The organism is Streptococcus sp. HMSC065E03, from assembly GCF_001815045.1.
Lineage (GTDB): Bacteria > Bacillota > Bacilli > Lactobacillales > Streptococcaceae > Streptococcus > Streptococcus parasanguinis_AD.
This window is the reverse complement of record NZ_KV818853.1, coordinates 545,049-560,840: the sequence shown is the minus strand read 5'-3', so window position 1 is coordinate 560,840 and position 15,792 is coordinate 545,049. Positions and strand designations below refer to the sequence as shown.

17 protein-coding genes are annotated in these 15,792 nt (G+C 43.8%); 16 read left to right on the top strand and 1 reads right to left on the bottom strand.

Annotation, left to right across the window (positions count from 1 at the left end; all coding sequences use genetic code 11):
* Nucleotides 1–22: 22 nt before the first annotated feature.
* Nucleotides 23–2,281 carry an ATP-dependent Clp protease ATP-binding subunit gene (locus tag HMPREF3002_RS09455; RefSeq protein WP_070666450.1) on the bottom strand — a complete coding sequence of 753 codons (2,259 nt, stop codon included), beginning with the start codon at nucleotides 2,279–2,281 and terminating at the stop codon, nucleotides 23–25.
* Between the two features lie 248 nt (nucleotides 2,282–2,529).
* On the opposite strand from HMPREF3002_RS09455, the gene HMPREF3002_RS09450 reads away from it, so the two are divergent.
* The 16 genes from HMPREF3002_RS09450 to HMPREF3002_RS09375 all read left to right on the top strand — a co-directional run bounded on the left by HMPREF3002_RS09450 (nucleotide 2,530) and on the right by HMPREF3002_RS09375 (nucleotide 15,694).
* On the top strand, nucleotides 2,530–2,760 hold the full coding sequence (locus HMPREF3002_RS09450; RefSeq protein ID WP_070666447.1) for a DUF1797 family protein: 231 nt from the start codon (nucleotides 2,530–2,532) through the stop codon (nucleotides 2,758–2,760).
* A gap of 165 nt (nucleotides 2,761–2,925) precedes the next feature.
* Nucleotides 2,926–3,780, top strand: a complete 855-nt coding sequence (locus tag HMPREF3002_RS09445; protein WP_049522594.1) for a bifunctional methylenetetrahydrofolate dehydrogenase/methenyltetrahydrofolate cyclohydrolase — start codon at nucleotides 2,926–2,928, stop codon at nucleotides 3,778–3,780.
* Nucleotides 3,781–3,793: 13 nt separating this feature from the next.
* Nucleotides 3,794–4,567 carry an HAD-IIB family hydrolase gene (locus HMPREF3002_RS09440; protein ID WP_049487481.1) on the top strand — a complete coding sequence of 258 codons (774 nt, stop codon included), beginning with the start codon at nucleotides 3,794–3,796 and terminating at the stop codon, nucleotides 4,565–4,567.
* Between the two features lie 52 nt (nucleotides 4,568–4,619).
* The gene (locus tag HMPREF3002_RS09435) at nucleotides 4,620–5,495 is read left to right on the top strand and encodes an NAD(P)H-hydrate dehydratase (protein WP_070666444.1); all 876 of its coding nucleotides are present in this window, start codon (nucleotides 4,620–4,622) and stop codon (nucleotides 5,493–5,495) included.
* Nucleotides 5,496–5,504: 9 nt separating this feature from the next.
* Entirely contained in the window at nucleotides 5,505–6,959 is a 1,455-nt protein-coding gene (locus HMPREF3002_RS09430) for a glycoside hydrolase family 32 protein (protein WP_070666441.1), read from the top strand.
* 74 nt (nucleotides 6,960–7,033) lie between these two features.
* On the top strand, nucleotides 7,034–7,231 hold the full coding sequence (locus HMPREF3002_RS09425; protein ID WP_070666436.1) for a type 2 periplasmic-binding domain-containing protein: 198 nt from the start codon (nucleotides 7,034–7,036) through the stop codon (nucleotides 7,229–7,231).
* A 153-nt stretch (nucleotides 7,232–7,384) separates the two neighbouring features.
* Nucleotides 7,385–8,725, top strand: coding sequence for an exodeoxyribonuclease VII large subunit (xseA, locus tag HMPREF3002_RS09420; protein WP_070666433.1), 1,341 nt, complete (start codon nucleotides 7,385–7,387; stop codon nucleotides 8,723–8,725).
* Nucleotides 8,703–8,915 carry an exodeoxyribonuclease VII small subunit gene (locus HMPREF3002_RS09415; RefSeq protein ID WP_070666432.1) on the top strand — a complete coding sequence of 71 codons (213 nt, stop codon included), beginning with the start codon at nucleotides 8,703–8,705 and terminating at the stop codon, nucleotides 8,913–8,915. The genes xseA and HMPREF3002_RS09415 overlap by 23 nt, the downstream gene beginning before the upstream one ends.
* A complete protein-coding gene (locus HMPREF3002_RS09410) occupies nucleotides 8,912–9,787 on the top strand; it encodes a polyprenyl synthetase family protein (RefSeq protein ID WP_049506972.1) in 876 nt (291 codons plus the stop codon). Before HMPREF3002_RS09415 ends, HMPREF3002_RS09410 begins: the two co-directional genes overlap by 4 nt.
* A complete protein-coding gene (locus tag HMPREF3002_RS09405; RefSeq protein WP_070666430.1) occupies nucleotides 9,780–10,598 on the top strand; it encodes a TlyA family RNA methyltransferase in 819 nt (272 codons plus the stop codon). Before HMPREF3002_RS09410 ends, HMPREF3002_RS09405 begins: the two co-directional genes overlap by 8 nt.
* Nucleotides 10,588–11,022: an arginine repressor gene (locus HMPREF3002_RS09400; protein WP_003006022.1), complete on the top strand. Its 435-nt coding sequence runs from the start codon at nucleotides 10,588–10,590 to the stop codon at nucleotides 11,020–11,022. The genes HMPREF3002_RS09405 and HMPREF3002_RS09400 overlap by 11 nt, the downstream gene beginning before the upstream one ends.
* Before the next feature lie 6 nt (nucleotides 11,023–11,028).
* Nucleotides 11,029–12,687: a DNA repair protein RecN gene (gene recN / locus HMPREF3002_RS09395; RefSeq protein ID WP_070666427.1), complete on the top strand. Its 1,659-nt coding sequence runs from the start codon at nucleotides 11,029–11,031 to the stop codon at nucleotides 12,685–12,687.
* 20 nt (nucleotides 12,688–12,707) lie between these two features.
* Nucleotides 12,708–13,436, top strand: a complete 729-nt coding sequence (locus tag HMPREF3002_RS09390; RefSeq protein WP_070666424.1) for a metallophosphoesterase — start codon at nucleotides 12,708–12,710, stop codon at nucleotides 13,434–13,436.
* 89 nt (nucleotides 13,437–13,525) lie between these two features.
* Nucleotides 13,526–14,359 (top strand): DegV family protein, encoded by an 834-nt coding sequence (locus HMPREF3002_RS09385; RefSeq protein WP_070666421.1) that lies wholly within the window; start codon nucleotides 13,526–13,528, stop codon nucleotides 14,357–14,359.
* A gap of 110 nt (nucleotides 14,360–14,469) precedes the next feature.
* Nucleotides 14,470–14,745 (top strand): HU family DNA-binding protein, encoded by a 276-nt coding sequence (locus HMPREF3002_RS09380; protein ID WP_003006038.1) that lies wholly within the window; start codon nucleotides 14,470–14,472, stop codon nucleotides 14,743–14,745.
* A 595-nt stretch (nucleotides 14,746–15,340) separates the two neighbouring features.
* Nucleotides 15,341–15,694: a hypothetical protein gene (locus HMPREF3002_RS09375; protein ID WP_049487504.1), complete on the top strand. Its 354-nt coding sequence runs from the start codon at nucleotides 15,341–15,343 to the stop codon at nucleotides 15,692–15,694.
* The last annotated feature ends 98 nt before the right edge of the window (nucleotides 15,695–15,792 follow it).

Sequence of the window (15,792 nt, the reverse complement as noted above, 5' to 3'; positions counted from 1 at the left end):
TCTCTGAATGTACATTTACTGATTATGATTCTGACTTCTTTTCAGTCGTCTTGTGAACAGCTTTGATGCTAATATTCCCATTGCTGGTCATGACGGCTTTGAGTTGTTTCTCACTTGGATGTTCCAGGTAATAATCGGTAATGGCATCTTCGATATGGTCTTGGATGGTACGACGGAGTGGGCGGGCCCCCATTTTTGGATCGTAACCCAGATCGACCAATTTTTCTTTGACCTTCTCTGTCACATCCAGATGAATCTCATTTTGTGCGAGACGTTGATTGACCTCATCGAGCATGAGGGTAACGATTTGAAGAAGGTTTTCTTTTGATAGAGGTTGGAATTCAATGATGCCATCAAAACGGTTCATGAATTCAGGGCTAAAGAAGTTACCGAGTTCTCCAAGTACAGAGTTGGTTCGACCTTCGCGAGCAGCTCCAAAACCAACATTGGCCTCAGCTTTGCCGGTTCCAGCATTAGAGGTCATGATGATAATAGTATCTTTAAAGCTGACGGTACGACCTTGACCATCTGTCAAACGGCCATCATCCAAGACTTGCAAGAACATGTGCATGACATCTGGATGGGCTTTTTCCACTTCATCCAATAACACGAGGGAGTAAGGATTGCGACGTACCTTTTCTGTTAGTTGTCCGGCTTCATCGTAGCCAACATAGCCCGGAGGAGCTCCGACTAGTTTCGCTACGCTATGTTTTTCCATGTATTCGCTCATATCAAAGCGGATCATATTGTCTGCAGAGCCAAAGAGCTCGATCGCCAATTGTTTAGACAATTCGGTCTTTCCGACACCGGTAGGTCCGACAAAGAGGAAGCTTCCGATTGGTCGATTTGGAGATCCTAGGCCGACACGATTGCGTCGAATGGCTTTCGCGATTTTATCTACTGCATCATCTTGACCGATCACATGAGCTTTCAAATCAGAAGCCAGATTGATCAATTGAGACTGTTCTTTTTCTTTCAAATCACCAACAGGAATATTGGTCTTTTGTTCAACGATGTGTTCAATAGTTTTTTCACTGATGACAGGGGTTTCCTGATCGGTGACATGTTGACCTTGCATTTCCTTGTATTTCGCGATTTGGTCGCGGAAGTAGGCTGCTTTTTCAAAGTCTTCTTCGCGCGTCGCTTGAGCTTTGAGGTTTTCCGCTTCAATCAAGCGCTGGTCGATCACTTTGGGATCCACGAAGTTTAGGGTCAGGTTCATCTTAGATCCCGCTTCATCCAACAAATCAATGGCCTTGTCTGGCAGGAAGCGATCTTGGATATAGCGGTTTGAAAGAATAGCTGCCGCTTCGATGGCCCCGTCTGTATAGTGGACGTGGTGGTAGTCTTCGTATTTTTTCTGGATGCCCTTGAGGATGGTGATGGTTTCTTCAACCGTTGGCTCATCGACCTTAACGGGCTGCATGCGACGTTCCAAGGCCGCATCTTTTTCAATGATACGGTATTCATTGAGGGTAGTAGCCCCAACTAATTGGAGTTCTCCTCGCGCTAAGGCTGGTTTGAGGATATTTCCAGCGTCCATATTGCCTTCGCCGGCTGATCCTGCGCCAACAATTTCATGGATTTCGTCGATGAACAGAATAACATCTTCGCGTTGACGAATTTCATCCATTAATTTTTGCATGCGTTCTTCGAATTGACCACGGATGCCTGTGCCCTGAACGAGACTGACGACGTCTAGGCGGATGACTTCTTTTCCTTGCAATTTATGAGGAACGTCGCCATCGACGATTTTTTGAGCCAGGCCTTCCACAACGGCAGTTTTTCCGACCCCAGGTTCTCCAATCAGAACCGGATTGTTCTTGGTTCGACGGTTGAGGATTTCGATGACACGGATAATCTCCTCGTCACGGCCAATGACAGGGTCAATATCCCCTTTGCGGGCAATTTCTGTGACATTGATGCCGAACTCTTCTAACAGTCCTTTTGGCTTTTGAGGGCGTGCTTGACGAGGGTCTTGACCACCACCACGGTTATTGTTTTGGCCGTAGCCACCACCTCCATAACTGCCTCCGGATTGAGTTGGAGGGGTTTGAGGTTCTTGCGGACTTTGGAAGTTTCCAAGGTTATTGAAGAAATCTTCAAAAGGATCTCCAGTGAGTTGGCTCCGTTGGGTCATGCCTTTCAAGAAGCTGTTATTTGGGTCTGTTTTCATAATTTTATAGCAATTTTGACAGAGGTCTACTTGCTGCTGACGTCCATTTACATTTGTATATAAATGGATGGTTGATTCATTTATTTTACAATTTTGACAAAGCATATACATACCTCACAGTAGGTTTTTGATGGTTTCCCATCAAGAGACGAGCCTATTTTTAAAAGGTCAAAAATAGTCAAAGATTTATAGTTTCATTATATCAGTATTCTAGAAGTTTGCAAGAATTTACTACGGAATGTCGCTAAGGATTGAAGAAGAGAGCAAATCAATGGAAAAATGTGAATTTTTATTGGAAGAGCTTTCTCTTTTATGATAAAATAGGAGAGTAGAAAGTAAAGAGGAGAAATAAAATGGAATCACATATAGTACGGATTATCAACCGTTTGGAGACGATGACAAAAGACGGTGGAAACTTGAAACGTAATTTTGAACGTGACGGTGTTGTTGTCGCTGAAGTAGCATACAACCACAATGAAGAAGAAGGTTCAACCTTTACACTTCGTGATGTTGAAGCGCGTGAAACCTATACATTTGATAGCATTGATTTAATTGCAATGGAAATTTATGAATTGCTTTACTAAGCAGCTGTGTGGATGAGTTTGGGGTGGTCTCAAGCTCATTTTTTGTCCATCTGGCTATAGTTTTCGTCTATAAGAAATTCTAATTAGGAACAGTTAGGTTTGAGAGTTGAAATCTGCTATAATAGAGAGGACTATTTTCATTACTTGACTAGAAAGAGAATTGATATGACGACACTCATTGATGGAAAGGCGCTCGCTACAAAATTACAGGGTGAGATTGCGAAGAAAACAGCACGATTAAAAGAAGAGACAGGGGTTGTGCCTGGTCTCGTTGTCATCGTGGTAGGAGATAATCCAGCCAGCAAAATCTATGTAAGAAATAAAGAGCGTTCTGCTATTGCGGCAGGCTTTCGGAGTGAAGTGAGACGACTTCCTGAAAGCATCAGCCAAGCTGAATTATTAGAAGTGATCGAACACTACAATCAAGATCCCCTTTGGCATGGGATTTTGGTGCAGTTGCCACTGCCTAAGCATATCGATGCGGATGCAGTCCTTTTAGCCATTGATCCGACAAAAGATGTGGATGGCTTTCATCCATTGAATATGGGGCGCTTGTGGGCTGGAAATCCGATTATGGTGCCTTCAACTCCCGCTGGCATCATGGAGATGTTCAAAGAGTACGGGATTGATCTAGAAGGGAAGCGAGCAGTCGTGATTGGTCGTTCCAATATCGTTGGAAAACCCATGGCGCAGTTGCTCCTCGCCAAAAATGCGACGGTAACCTTGACCCATTCTCGGACCCATCATCTGCCTAAAATTGCTAGAAGAGCAGATATCTTGGTTGTTGCGATCGGTCGTGCCAAATTTGTAACAGCAGACTTCGTGAAAGAAGGCGCCGTCGTCATTGACGTCGGGATGAATCGCGATGAGAATGGCAAATTGTGTGGGGATGTCGATTTTGACTCTGTTGCACCTTTGGCCAGTCATATTACCCCGGTACCAGGAGGGGTTGGGCCTATGACTGTCACCATGCTGATGGAGCAGACCTACGAAGCAGCTGTTCGTGCCTTAAAAAAATGAAAGTGTGAACAAGATGAAGTTTGTATTTGATTTAGATGGAACCCTGTCATTCGATGGTGTCACAATCGATGATGAAATCAAACAGGTCTTATTGAGAGCAGAAGAATTTGGCCATGAAGTTGCCTTTGCTTCTGCACGTTCTTACCGGGACTGCTTGGGTCTTTTAGGGGACCCATTGAGTCAGCAACTCGTGATAGGCTTAAATGGTGGATTGGCCTATCGCCAGGGGCAATTGGTATATGAGGAACAATTGGACAAGGATGTGTATCGGGAAGTCCTTGGCTTTTGTCGCCATTACAATCTACCATTTTTTGTGGATGATACCTTTGATTATAGCGGACAGATTTTGGAAAAGATTCCTTTTGTTGCGAATGTAGATCCCCTCAAGAAAGCCCAGTATCGGTCTTTAGAGGAGCTGACAGATCCGATTAAGGTCGTGATCTATATGGGTGGCCATGAGGAGCTCGTGGATGAGATCATCGAGCGGATTGAAAAGACAGACAAGGCCCATATCCGCTATCATGCGCATGAAAAATGCATCTATCTCAATCCAGCAGACACGCATAAAGCGACAACCGTAGAAGAACTCTGTGGAGAGAATTTCGTGGCTTTTGGCAATGATCAAAATGATATCGAGCTCTTTGAAAAAGCTCTTTATGCAGTTCAGATTGGTGATTTTCCAGCCCTTCAGCCTTATGCGGATGATCAATTGGTAGCCAAACAAAATCAACCACAAGCTGTGGCTGCTAAGATCTTGCAAGTCTTCGCAGAATTCAGAGGAAAATAAAAGATGGAGGGGGAGTCGTGGCTTCTCCTTTTTCGCTAGAAATGAGGAAGGTATGAAAACAGTTCAGAAAGAAGAGATCCAACGTGTCATTGCAAAGCGAGAGGTGAATTCTTATAAGGGAGATTTTGGTCGCCTGCTCTTGATTGGGGGGACTTACCCCTATGGGGGAGCCATCATTATGGCGGCGCTTGCTGCGGTTCATAGTGGTGCGGGGCTGGTTACTGTAGCAACAGATCCTGATAATCTGACAGCCCTTCATAGCCATCTTCCTGAAGCTATGGGCTTTGATTTGGCAGATCACGAACTCCTTTGTGAGCAGCTCCAAAAAGCTAGCGTGATTCTCGTAGGACCGGGCTTAAAGGAAGCAAGAGAAAACCAAGCAATCTTGCACATGATTTTTGAACAAGTCTCTAGCCAGCAGGTCTTGATATTAGATGGAGGAGCTATCAGTCTTTTTACAGCCTCTCAGTTTGACCTGCCAGAAGCTCAGTTGGTCTTTACCCCTCATCAAAAAGAATGGGAAAAACTGTCAGGGATTGATCTTGCAAGCCAGACTGAAGACAAGAGTCGAAGAGCAGTACAGAACTTTCCTCAAGGGACTGTCATTGTAGAAAAAGGGCCTCACACCCGCATTTGGACAAGTGGGCAAGAAGAGGGCTATCAGCTAGATGTTGGTGGTCCCTATCAGGCAACAGGGGGGATGGGGGATACCTTGGCAGGGATGATCGCAGGGTTTGCGGGTCAATTTCCACAGGTCAGTCTCTATGAGCGCGTGGTGGTTGCGACCTATCTACATTCAGCCATTGCAGAAGACTTGAGCAAGGAGGCTTATGTGGTTCTACCCACGACCATTAGCCAAGAAATCCCCAAATGGATGAAGAAGTGGAGTGACCAAGACCAGGTTGCCAGCACTGAAAATAGAAAATAGGTAAAAAAGATGAAGGAAAGCATTCGAAAAGCAAATCAGTATATCGATGAAAACAGGGAGAAGGTTGACCAGCAATATAGAGGAGCATTTCATTTGTTACCTCCTATCGGCTGGATGAACGATCCAAATGGCTTTGTTTATTTCCGTGGGGAATACCATTTGTTTTACCAATTCTATCCCTATGATAGTGTTTGGGGTTCCATGCATTGGGGGCATGCCAAATCAAAAGATCTTCTCCATTGGGAAGAACTGCCAGTAGCATTAGCGCCAAGTGAAAGCTATGATAAGGATGGTTGTTTCTCGGGTAGTGCTATTGTGAAAGATGACAAGCTCTATTTGCTTTATACGGGTCATGTAGACGATGAGGAAAAGCGGGAAGAGACTCAGTGTCTTGCGGTGTCAACAGATGGCATTACCTTTGAAAAGTTGCCTACTAATCCAGTGATCCATGCTCAACATATTGAGGGGATCGCAGATATTGCAGATTTTCGTGATCCTAAAGTATTTGAATATCAAGGAAGATATTATGCTGTCGTTGCTTCTAAGACACCAGATGACAGAGGTCAAATTCTCCTATTTGTATCAAGTAATCTAGTAGATTGGGACTTTACATCAGTCCTTCTAGAAGGTGAAAAAGGGCAAGGGATTATGTGGGAGTGTCCTGATTTCTTCCCTTTAGATGGCAAATGGGTCTTGATCCTGTCTCCCATTGAAATGGAAAGGCAGCAAGAAAAATACTGGAACTTAAATTCGACGGTTGCCTTTATCGGTGACATGAATTGGGAAACGGGGGACTTTCGTGTCGATTCCTATGATGAAATGGATGGCGGTTTGGATTTCTATGCTCCTCAAACTTGTCAAGGACCAAAGGACGAACGATACATGGTTGCCTGGATGCAAATGTGGCACCGGTCTATGCCCAGTCATGATTTAGCTCATGGGTGGGCAGGTAGTATGACTCTTCCAAGAAAATTGTCTCTGAAAGACGGACGATTAGTTCAGGAGTTACCTGAGTCAGTGAACGAACACTTTCTTGTAGAGCATGCGTCAGAAACCATTGTTAAGGGCAATCAAATCATTATCCCAGCTAGAGGGAAACAAACCTTGTTTGAGCTAGATACCAAACCGGGTCGCTCCTTTATCCTTGGTTATGGCGATGAAACTGATCCTGATAGTGTCTTGCAATTGGTTTATGACGCCTCTCAAAAACGCTTTAGCTTAAGTCGAGACCAATTTGGGCACCCCATTTCTGGAAAAGAAAATCCAGCATTTCAATCGAGATGGATTCAGTTGGATACTGAAAAGGATCATCATTTTTCGATCATTCGCGATACCAACTCCATCGAAGTATTCGTGGATGGCAAAACTCTCTCGATGACTTTTTATGAAACGAGTCAGAATCCCGTCTATACTCTCACGGCAGATGAAGGGGTTGATTGGGTCGTGAAAACCTATCAAAAATAGGAATGAAAAAACCTCCTAAAGAATAAAAGACAAGTCCTATGACTTGTCTTTTTGTTGTATCCTAAATAGGATTTGTGTTCATCGAAGAAAATTTGGGAATTGGTCTCATGACCGATCTGACTCTCTTTCCAGAATATCCAAATCTTGTCAAAATTCCGCTGGTTGAAGAGGAAAAAACAGTCTTCTATATTAGTGATGCCTATCCAAATGAAGGGGAACCCCAAGCGCTTCTTAGCTCCTTTATTGAACGGTTAGAGAAGTGTGAAAAATAAAGAAGCTGGTGTCAAACAGACAAGTAGAGGGGTAACTTGAATAAAATGAGGCTTGTAGAGAAAGGAAATTCATGATTTCGCTTTGTCTGCCAGCCTTTTTTGGTGTTTTTTGGTATAATTAAACTTGATCATATTCTGCAGAAAGGAGTTCCTATGTCCAACTATTTATCCGTATCAAGTTTGACCAAATATTTGAAATTAAAATTTGATAAGGATCCCTATTTGGAAAGGGTTTATCTGACAGGGCAGGTCTCCAATTTCCGAAAACGCCCCAACCACCAGTATTTTTCATTAAAGGATGAAAAAGCGGTTATTCAGGCGACGGTCTGGGCTGGGGTTTATCGAAGCTTTGGTTTTGAGCTAGAAGAAGGCATGAAGATCAATGTCATCGGTCGCATTCAGCTCTATGAGCCAAGTGGGAGTTATTCCATTGTCATTGAAAAGGCTGAGCCAGATGGGGTAGGGGCCTTGGCCATCCAATTTGAGCAACTCAAGAAAAAATTGACCGAAGAAGGGCTCTTTCAGGACCGGTGGAAGCAAGCTCTGCCACAATTTCCAAGAAAGATCGGGGTCATCACCAGTCAAAGTGGGGCCGTGATCCGCGATATTATCACAACGGTGAGCCGACGCTTCCCTGGTGTAGAGATTGTGCTCTACCCGACCAAGGTTCAGGGTGAAGGCGCATCTAGTGAGGTGGTTGCTAATATTCAAAGAGCCAACCAACGGGATGATTTGGATGTCTTGATTATCGGTCGTGGGGGTGGTTCGATTGAAGACCTCTGGGCCTTTAATGAAGAAGCAGTGGTGCGAGCCATTTTTGAATCGCGGATTCCGATTATCTCCAGTGTTGGACATGAGACAGATACGACTCTAGCCGATTTTGTAGCAGACCGACGAGCTGCTACTCCGACAGCCGCTGCTGAATTGGCCACTCCAGTAACCAAATTGGATCTCTTGTCTCATATACAAAAGCAGGAGAACCGCATGGCAACAGCTATGTCCAATCGCTTGGCCTATAATCGTGAACGCTTGGCCAAATTAAGTCAATCGGTTATTTTTAGACAGCCTGAAAGACTCTATGATGGCTACCTGCAAAAGATTGACCAGTTGCAATTGCGTTTGAAACAAGGAATGCGTGATGCTTATGGACAAGGGGCCAATCAACTGCAAGGTCTGCGTCATCGCCTAGAAGCCATGTCTCCTTTGCATCGCATCGAGCGCTACCAAGACCGCCTGCTCCAAGATAAGAGAATCTTAACCAACCGAATGGAACAAGTCCTAAAAGAGCAAAAGATCAAGGTACAAGGCTTATCAGAAGCCCTCTTGATGCTCGATACCAGTCGGATTATTGCGCGTGGATATGCCATGGTTAAGCAAGACGATCAGGTTCTAGATTCGGTTGCGAAAGTAACAGAAGGGGACCCGCTGTCACTCATCATGAGAGATGGCCAGTTAGAAGTAGAGGTAAAACATGTCGAAAGAAAAGAAATTTGAAGAAAATTTAGCAGATTTGGAAGTCATCGTCCAAAAATTGGAAAGTGGTGATGTGGCTTTTGAAGAAGCCATTACAGAATTCCAAAAAGGAATGAAGTTGTCAAAAGAATTGCAAGATACCTTGGATCAAGCAGAGAAAACCTTGGTCAAGGTCATGCAAGCAGATGGTACTGAAGCGGATCTAGCATGAGACAAGAAGAAAAACGAAATAGAGTAGAGCAAGCGGTTCGCTCTTTTTATGAGGAGAAAGCCGTTGCCCCCCATTTAGTGGAGTCGGTCCTTTATTCGATCCAGGCAGGTGGAAAACGCCTGCGCCCCTTGCTCCTTCTAGAATTGTTAGAGGCCTTTGGACAGGAATTGACAGAGGCTCATTTTCAAGTGGCAGGGGCTTTGGAGATGATCCACACAGGAAGCCTTATTCACGATGATCTGCCTGCCATGGACAATGATGATTACCGTCGGGGACAATTGACCAATCATAAGAAATTCGGAGAAGACCTGGCGATTTTAGCAGGGGATGCACTTTTTCTCGATCCCTTTGGGATGATAGCTGCGAGTGCCCTTCCTGATGCGGTCAAGGTCTCTTTGATTCTTGAATTGTCAGATGCTTCCGGTAGTCGTGGAATGGTAGCTGGCCAAGTCCTTGACATGGAAGGGGAGCACAAACAGCTCACGCTAGCAGAGTTGCAGACCATCCATGCCAATAAGACAGGACGCCTCCTTGCCTATCCTTTCATCGCAGCAGGTTTGATTTTAGAGTTGCAAGCAGACATTGCTCAGCTCTTAGAAAAAATTGGGAAAAAATTAGGCCTGGCTTTTCAAGTACGGGATGATATTTTGGATCTGGTCGCTGATTTTGAAGCTTTGGGGAAGACCCCTCAAAAGGACTTAGTGGCTGAAAAATCGACCTATCCAGCCCTGTTGGGATTGGAAGAATCAAAAGCTTTGCTGACAAGTGAATTAGACGCTTGCGAGGACTTGTTGGATCAGATTACAGCTGCTTGCGACTTTGATCCGCGAGCGATCAAGAAATTAATAGAAGGATTACGAATAGATGGCTAAGGAAAGAGTGGATGTATTAGCCTATAAACAAGGCCTATTTGATACCCGCGAACAAGCTAAAAGAGGGGTGATGGCAGGTCTTGTCGTTGCCGTTATCAATGGTGAGCGCTTCGATAAACCGGGTGAAAAAATTGATGAAGCAACCGAGTTGAAATTAAAGGGTGAAAAGCTCAAATATGTCAGCCGGGGCGGTCTTAAATTAGAAAAAGCCCTGAACCAATTTGGTTTATCTGTAGAGGGTAAAATTGCGATTGATATCGGGGCTTCTACAGGTGGCTTTACAGATGTCATGCTGCAAAACGGAGCAAGCCAGGTCTTTTCGGTGGATGTCGGGACCAATCAGTTGGCCTGGAAATTGCGCAATGATCCTCGAGTGGTCTCGATGGAACAGTTCAATTTCCGCTATGCCGAGCCAGATGATTTTGAAGCGATACCGAGCTTTGCCAGTATCGATGTCAGCTTTATTTCCTTGGACTTGATTCTGCCAGCCCTTCACCGGATTTTGGCAGAAAATGGACAAGTCGTGGCCTTGGTCAAACCTCAGTTTGAGGCAGGACGCGAACAGATCGGGAAAAATGGGATCATTAAGGATCCTAAGATTCATTTAGCGGTCCTTGAAAAGGTCGCTGCTTTTGCAGGGACACATGGCTTTGCGGTAATGGGAGTGGATTATTCCCCTATCCAAGGAGGCCATGGCAACATCGAATTTTTGATGTATCTAGAAAAAAAAGAAGAGAAAACAAAGCCGACTACAGAGCAGCTGGAGGCTGTTGTGGAGCTGGCACACAAGGAATTTAAACATGAAGAGTAAGAATATCAGATTAGAAAAAATTCGTCGCTTTATACGTGATCATGAGGTGGGGACCCAAGAAGAGATCGTCGAACATTTGAAAGAAGAAGGCATCTCAGCAACCCAAGCGACAGTATCACGGGATATCAAAGAATTGGGCATCGTAAAACGCCCTCTGAAAGACATGACCTATGTCTATGAATTGCCACGTAAGCACCACCAAGGGATTGGGATGATTGAAAGCAATATCTTGTCTCATCGTCGCATGGGAGAATATGTCAATTTCACCATGGTTCCAGGGACAGCGCCTTTAGTCAAACGTCGCTTGCGGGAGATTTATAAGGAGCATATCTTTAGTATTGTTGCAGATGATGATACGATCTTACTGATCGCCTATTCAGCTCCAGAAGCAGAGAATATCCTCAAATCAATCTTTGGGTGGTAAGAGCCTATGCTATTAGAAATTTCGATTAAGAACTTTGCTATTATCGAAGAGATTTCCTTAAATTTTGAAAAGGGAATGACGGTACTGACAGGGGAAACAGGTGCAGGGAAATCCATCATTATCGATGCCATGAACATGATGCTGGGAAGCCGCGCAACGACGGATGTCATCCGACACGGAGCCCCAAAAGCGGAAATCGAAGGGCTCTTTACCGTTGAGAGCAATCGCCACTTGACGGCTCTCTTTGAAGAGCAAGGACTAGAGTGGACCGATGAATTGATCATCCGCCGAGAGATTCTGCAAAATGGACGAAGTGTCAGCCGGATCAATGGCCAAATGGTGAATTTGTCTGTCTTAAAAGCAGTTGGCCAACATTTGGTGGACATCCATGGCCAGCATGATCAGGAAGAACTGATGCGGCCACAATTGCATATCGCTATGCTGGATGAATTTGGGGATGCAGCCTTTTTCCAAACCAAAGACGCTTATCGTCAGACTTTTGAAGACTACAAACGCCTGCGCAAACAAGTGGTGGAACTCCAGCGCAACCAGCAGGAAAACAAGGCTCGTATCGAGATGTTGGAGTTTCAAATTGCAGAGATTGAGGCAGCTGCCTTGGAAGTGGATGAGGACCTGCGTCTGGAGCAAGAACGCCAACGCCTGCTCAATCACAAGATGATTGTAGATACCCTAACCAATGCCTATACCATGCTGGATGCAGAAGAATTTTCGAGCCTCTCCAATGTTCGCTCAGCCATGAATGATCTGGAGAGCATCGAAGAATATGATCCCAGCTACAAAGAGCTCTCAAGCCAGTTATCAGAAACCTTTTATGCCCTTGAGGATATTACCAAGCGCTTAGAAGATGTGGTCGATGGTCTGGAGTTTGATGGCAATCGCCTCATGCAGGTGGAATCACGTTTAGATTTGATCCACTCCATCACGCGCAAGTATGGTGGCCAAGTCAAGGACGTCTTAGAATACCTGGCGCAAATCACCAAAGAATATAGCCTCCTCACTGGAAGTGACCTCTCGTCTGAGGACTTGGAAAAAGAACTCAAACGTTTGGAAAAAAGTTTGGTCACCTTGGCTCAAGATTTGAGTGATCAGCGGCATGCCCTGGCCCAAGCTTTGGAAAATGAAATCCAGCAAGAATTGGCAGATCTCTACATGGACAAGGCGCGTTTTCAAGTACGTTTTAGCAAGGCTAAGTTTAATCGTGAGGGAAATGAAGCTGTCGAATTTTACATTTCGACCAACCCAGGTGAGGATTTTAAACCCCTTGTCAAGGTAGCATCCGGCGGAGAATTGTCACGCTTGATGTTGGCCATTAAGTCTGCTTTTTCTCGAAAAGAAGGAAAAACCAGTATCGTCTTTGACGAGGTGGATACAGGAGTCTCTGGGCGCGTGGCTCAAGCCATCGCAGCGAAAATTCACAAGATTGGTCAAAATGGCCAAGTGCTTGCCATTTCTCACCTGCCTCAAGTCATTGCTGCAGCAGATTATCAATTCTATATTGAGAAAATCAGTGATGAACACTCAACTGTATCTACTGTTCGTTTGCTCAATAGAGAAGAACGAATCGAAGAAATTGCCAAGATGCTGGCAGGAGAGGATCTAACGGAAGCTGCCCGTCAACAAGCAGAGCAACTTCTCAAGCGTTAAGAGAAAGAAGGTTTGAAACAATGTCAACATACTTTGTAGTCGGAGATATTCACGGAAAAGCACAAATGCTAGAAGAGCTCATGACAGAGTGGGATGGAAAAGCCCAATTGGTCTTTTTAGGAGATTTGATAGATCGAGGCGAAAACAGCAAACGATCGATTGAAATCGTAAAAGACTACGTAGACCACCACGGAGCTGTTTGCCTTTCCGGGAATCACGAGTACATGTTTTTAGCCTGGTTGGACAATCCAGAAGAGCGTTATGACCACTACCGAAGAAATGGTGGCGATACGACCATCAACTCTCTGTTAGGCCGGCCGCTCGATGCTCCTGTAGATGGCATTGCGGATGCGCAAGCAGTAGAAAATGCCGTTCCTGACTTGGTGGCCTTCATCCGCAGTTTGCCCTTTGACTACGAGACAGAAACCTATTATTTTGTCCACGCTGGTGTGGATCTAAGCCTTGAAAATTGGCGAGAAACCAGTGATTACCAAAAGGTCTGGATCCGAAAACCATTCCATGAAGCGGAGAATCATACAGGCAAATGGATTGTCTTTGGCCACACACCAGTCTATGGACTGCTCAATGAGCCAGTCGGCACCGAAAATCTTTGGATTTCAGATCAGAAGATGGGTGTCGATGGGGGCGCTGTTTATGGAGGGGTTCTCCATGGATTGCTCTTGGATGATCAAGGAATTGTCCAAGACCATGTCCTTCACAATACAGGTTTTTCTGCTGCAGATGATTAAGGGAGCCGAACTAGTTATCTTTCACTGCAAAACCCCGTGTTTTTTGATATAATGAAAGCAGAACATTCTTAGGAAGAGTATAGAAATATATGGCAAATATTAAAATAGTTACAGACTCATCTATTACAATTGAGCCTGAAGTGGTTGAAGAATATGGCATCACCATTGTGCCACTTTCTGTTATGGTGGATGGAGTCCTTTATTCCGACAGTGAGTTGGGCGAAGGGGACTTCTTGCGCTTAATGCAGTCTAGCAAAAATCTTCCAAAGACCAGCCAACCACCCGTTGGAGTCTTTGCGGAGGTGTATGAAAAGTTAGCAGCAGACGGAGCTCATATCGTTTCGATTCATATGTCTCATGCCTTGTCAGGAACAGTAGAGGCGGCACGTCAAGGAGCAACCTTGTCAGGAGCAGAAGTGACTGTGATTGATAGTGGCTTTACAGACCAAGCCATGAAGTTCCAAGTGGTTGAGGCAGCTAAGTTGGCTAAAGAAGGAGCAGATCTAGACACCGTTTTAGCTCGTATTGAAGAAGTCAAAGAAAAGACAGAGTTGTATATCGGCGTATCTACCTTGGAAAATCTAGTTAAAGGTGGTCGAATTGGCCGTGTTACCGGACTTTTGAGCTCGCTTCTTAACATCCGTGTGGTGATGCAAATGAAGGACCATCAGTTGGAGCCAATCGTCAAAGGGCGTGGGAACAAGACCTTTAAGAAATGGTTGGATGAATTGGTAGAGAAACTTTCCCATAATAAGGTGGCTGAGATCGGAATCTCTTATGCAGGAACACCAGAGTGGGCCAATGAAATGAAGGCTCAGTTGCAATCGCTCGTTGAAAAAGCAATCCCTGTTCTCGAAACTGGATCGATTATTCAAACCCATACAGGTGAGAATGCATTTGCAGTTTTGGTACGCTACGAATAAGCTGAATAAATGTTTGAAAAAACAGGTTTAGTACTTGACCTAAAGGCTTTTTTTAGATATTATAGTACTGTTAAGGCGTAAAGCCTAAAAAAATTTGGAGGATTTGTTAAATGGCTAACAAACAAGATTTGATCGCAAAAGTGGCAGAAGCTACAGAATTGACTAAAAAAGATTCAGCAGCAGCTGTTGACGCTGTATTTGCAGCAGTTTCAGAATACCTTTCAAAAGGTGAAAAAGTTCAATTGATCGGTTTCGGTAACTTCGAAGTTCGTGAACGTGCAGCTCGTAAAGGTCGCAACCCACAAACTGGTAAAGAAATCAAAATCGCAGCTTCTAAAGTTCCAGCATTCAAAGCTGGTAAAGCTCTTAAAGAAGCAGTTAAATAATTGCATTTTGAAAAGCCATCCTAGATTTCTAGGGTGGTTTTTTTGTTGGACAGCTCTATAGGATAAGGGTATAATAGGAAAAAAGAAAGAGAGAAAAGACCATGCGATTCATTTTAGGACTCTTTGCCTTGTTGTTTATCCGACCTATTTTGTATCTACTGAAAGGACTGTGGTTCGTACTGGAGTTCTGTTTTATGATCCTCGTGGTCAAAATGATCCTAGGAACCGTGCGCTGGATGACCAGTTGGATCGGCTGAGAGGGGAGAGGAATTTATTAAATTTTACCTTGCATAGTAGAATTAAGTTTGATGCTTAATTCTTTTTTTATAAAAAATTTCACTAAATAATAATTAATTTCAAAAAATACTTTTTTTTTTTAGCAACCATAGTATAATACTGTGGAGCATGAAATTAAATTAGGAAAGGGAGCAATTAAGAAAAGTTTATAGTGGTTGTCTGTATTACTATATGTAATTTGGAAAAGTTCAAATTAATACTTTTATATGTAGGATATTCTGGTAACCATGTAGGACATATATTATAAAATCAATAGAATTTTGTTAGTTCTAAATGTATAAAATAGGAGAAAAGTAAGATGAAAACAAAAACTTTAGCACTTTTTAGCGGAATTGTAGGTTTAGTTGGTGGTATTTTACTATTAGTTGGACCGTTCTTTATTCTTGGTACTGCAGCTGCTACAGCTAGTTCAGATGCAACTGCTGGATCAATTCTTTTATTAAATGCTTTGAAAATTGCAAATCTAGTATTAGGAATTATTGCAATTGTTTATTACAAGGGTGATGAGCGAGTGGGTGTTGCTCCTTCAGTGCTACTGATTGTAGGTGGATCTGTTGCGATTATCCCATTCTTAGGATGGATTGGTGGTATCATCGTATTGATTGGTGGTTCATTATTCCTCGGTTCTCTTAAAAAATTTAAAACTAATTAATTAGTTTCATTTTTAAGATAAAAAATCGTATTTAGATACGTGAATCCATGTCCACTGGACATAACCTCGCTTTTCCGTTTTCAAGCTCGTGAAAAAAA